Annotated in this window: 1 pseudogene; it reads right to left on the bottom strand. The window is 69.4% G+C overall.

The features are described 5' to 3' along the window. Positions 1-27 precede the first annotated feature (27 nt). A pseudogene (locus SSBG_RS07795) lies at positions 28-3,529 on the bottom strand (multifunctional oxoglutarate decarboxylase/oxoglutarate dehydrogenase thiamine pyrophosphate-binding subunit/dihydrolipoyllysine-residue succinyltransferase subunit); the annotation flags it as partial.

Here is a 3,529-nt window from a genome sequence, read left to right as displayed (position 1 = left end):
CTTCCCGCTGCGGCCCTGCGGCGCCCGTCAGGCGTCGAAGACCTCCGCCACGAGCTGGGCCTGCTCCTGCTGGTGGCGCTTCGCCGAGCCCACCGCCGGGGAGGAGGAGTGCGGACGGGAGATGCGGCGCAGCCGCTGGCCGTGGGGGAGCGCCGCGCCGACCGAGAGGTCGATGTGGTCGATCAGGTTGAGCGCGATGAACGGCCACGCACCCTGGTTCGCCGGCTCCTCCTGGGCCCACAGGAACTTCTCCGCGTGCGGGTACTTCGCGAACTCGGCCTGGATCTCGGTGCCGGGCAGCGGGTACAGCCGCTCCAGGCGGATGATCGCGGTGTCGTCCGCCCCCCGCTTGGCGCGCTCGGCCTCCAGGTCGTAGTAGACCTTCCCGGAGCACAGGACGATCTTGCGCACCTTCGCCGGGTCCGCCGAGGCGTCGCCGATGACGGGCCGGAACTGGCCCGAGGTGAACTCCTCGGCCTTCGAGGTCGCCGCCTTGAGGCGCAGCATCGACTTCGGCGTGAAGACGACGAGCGGCTTGTGGTGCGGGTTGTGGACCTGCCAGCGCAGCAGGTGGAAGTAGTTCGACGGGAGCGTCGGCATCGCGACCGTCATGCTCTTCTGCGCGCACAGCTGGAGGAAGCGCTCGATGCGGGCCGAGGAGTGGTCCGGGCCCTGGCCCTCGTAGCCGTGCGGCAGGAGCAGCGTGACGCCGGAGGTCTGGCCCCACTTCTGCTCGGCGGCGGTGATGTACTCGTCGATGATCGTCTGCGCGCCGTTGATGAAGTCGCCGAACTGCGCCTCCCACAGCACGAGCGCCTCGGGGCGGGCGAGCGAGTAGCCGTACTCGAAGCCCATTGCCGCGTACTCGCTCAGGAGCGAGTCGTAGACGTTGAAGCGCGCCTGGTCCTCGGAGAGGTACTGGAGCGGCGTGTAGTCCTCGCCGGTGACCCGGTCCACGAGCACCGCGTGCCGCTGGCCGAAGGTGCCGCGGCGCGAGTCCTGGCCCGCGAGACGGACCGGGGTGCCCTCCATGAGCAGGGAGCCGAAGGCGAGCATCTCGCCGGTGCCCCAGTCGATGGCGCCTTCCTCGATCTGGGCCGCGCGCCGCTGGAGCTGCGGGAGCAGCCGGGGGTGCACGGTGACCCGCTCGGGCATGTTGACCTGCGAGTCGGCGATGCGCTTGACGACCTCGGTGGAGATCGAGGTGTCCACGTTGACCGGGAACTCGGCCTGCGGCTGCGCGACCTCGGTCTCGCCGGGCGTCGTGGTGGCCTCGCGGACCTCCGTGAAGACCTTCTCCAGCTGGCCCTGGAAGTCCTGGAGCGCCTGCTCCGCCTCCTCCAGGGTGATGTCGCCCCGGCCGATGAGGGACTCGGTGTAGAGCTTGCGCACCGAGCGCTTCTTGTCGATGAGGTCGTACATGAGCGGCTGCGTGAAGCCGGGGTTGTCCGACTCGTTGTGGCCGCGGCGGCGGTAGCAGATGAGGTCGATCACGACGTCCTTGTTGAACGCCTGACGGAACTCGAAGGCGAGCCGCGCGACGCGGACGACGGCCTCGGGGTCGTCGCCGTTCACGTGGAAGACCGGCGCCTCGATCATGCGGGCCACGTCGGTGGCGTACATCGAGGAGCGCGCGGACTCCGGGGGAGCGGTGAAGCCCACCTGGTTGTTGATGACGACGTGCACGGTGCCGCCGGTGCGGTAGCCGCGCAGCTGCGACATGTTGAGCGTCTCGGCGACGACGCCCTGGCCCGCGAAGGCCGCGTCGCCGTGGAGCGCGACGGGCAGCACGGTGAAGTCGGTGCCGCCCTTGTTGATGATGTCCTGCTTGGCGCGCGCGATGCCCTCGATGACCGGGTCGACGGTCTCCAGGTGCGAGGGGTTCGCGGCCAGGTTGACCTTGATCTGCTCGCCGTCCAGGCCCGTGAAGGTGCCCTCGGCGCCCAGGTGGTACTTGACGTCGCCGGAGCCGTGCATCGACTTCGGGTCGAGGTTGCCCTCGAACTCGCGGAAGATCTGCGCGTACGACTTGCCGACGATGTTGGCGAGCACGTTGAGGCGGCCGCGGTGGGCCATGCCGATGACGACCTCGTCCAGCCGCGACTCGGCGGCCGCGTCGAGCACGGCGTCGAGCAGCGGGATGACGGACTCGCCGCCTTCGAGCGAGAAGCGCTTCTGGCCGACGTACTTCGTCTGGAGGAAGGTCTCGAACGCCTCGGCCGCGTTGAGGCGGCGCAGGATGCGCAGCTGCTCCTCGCGCTCGGGCTTGGCGGTGGTGACGCCCCGCTCGACCCGGTCCTGGATCCAGTTGCGCTGCTTGGGGTCCTGGATGTGCATGAACTCGATGCCGATGGTGCGGCAGTACGAGTCGCGCAGCACGCCGAGGACGTCGCGCAGCCGCATCATCGTCTTGCCCGCGAAGCCGCCGACGGCGAACTCGCGCTCCAGGTCCCACAGCGTCAGCCCGTGCTCGGTGATGTCGAGGTCGGGGTGCTTGCGCTGGTGGTACTCCAGCGGGTCGGTGTCGGCCATGACGTGGCCGCGGACCCGGTAGGAGTGGATCAGCTCGAAGACGCGGGCGGCCTTGGTGACGTCGTCGTCGTGCGAGGCGTCGATGTCGCGGTTCCAGCGGATCGGCTCGTACGGGATGCGCAGCGCCTTGAAGACCTCGTCGTAGAAGTCGTTCTCGCCGAGCAGCAGGTTCGCGACGATGCGCAGGAACTCGCCCGAGGCCGCGCCCTGGATGACGCGGTGGTCGTACGTCGAGGTGAGGGTCATCACCTTGGAGATGCCCAGCTTGTTCAGGGTGTCCTGCGAGGTGCCCTGGAACTCGGCCGGGTACTCCATGGCGCCGACGCCCATGATCACGGCCTGGCCGGGCATGAGGCGCGGCACCGAGTGGACGGTGCCGATGCCGCCGGGGTTGGTGAGCGAGACGGTGACGCCGGAGAAGTCGTCCATCGTCAGCTTGTTGTCCCGGGCGCGGCGGACGATGTCCTCGTACGCCTGCCAGAACTCGAAGAAGTTGAGCTGCTCGGCCTTCTTGATCGCCGCGACCACGAGCTGCCGGTCGCCGTTCGGCTTGACCAGGTCGATGGCGAGACCGAGGTTGACGTGCTCGGGCTTGACGAGGGTGGGCTTGCCGTCCTTCGTCGTGAACGAGTTGTTCATCGACGGCATCGCCTTGATCGCCTGCACCATCGCGTAGCCGATGAGGTGCGTGAAGGAGATCTTCCCGCCCCGGGCCCGCTTGAGGTGGTTGTTGATCACGATGCGGTTGTCGAAGAGCAGCTTCACCGGGACCGCGCGCACCGAGGTGGCGGTCGGCAGCTCCAGTGAGGCGTTCATGTTCTTCGCCACGGCGGCGGAGGGGCCGCGCAGCGTCACGAACTCGGGGCCCGTCGCGCCGGTCTCGGCCGGCTTCGGGGAGGGCTGCGGCTGCGCCGGGGTCTTCGCGGCGGGCGCCGGCTTCGCGGCGGCCGGCTTTCGGCTGCGCGGGAGCGGGGGCCGCGGGGAGCCGCCGGGGCGG

This window comes from Streptomyces sp. SPB074, from assembly GCF_000154905.1.
Lineage (GTDB): Bacteria > Actinomycetota > Actinomycetes > Streptomycetales > Streptomycetaceae > Streptomyces.
The sequence above is the reverse complement of the archived record's forward strand: the minus strand, read 5'-3'. Positions and strand labels throughout refer to the sequence as shown.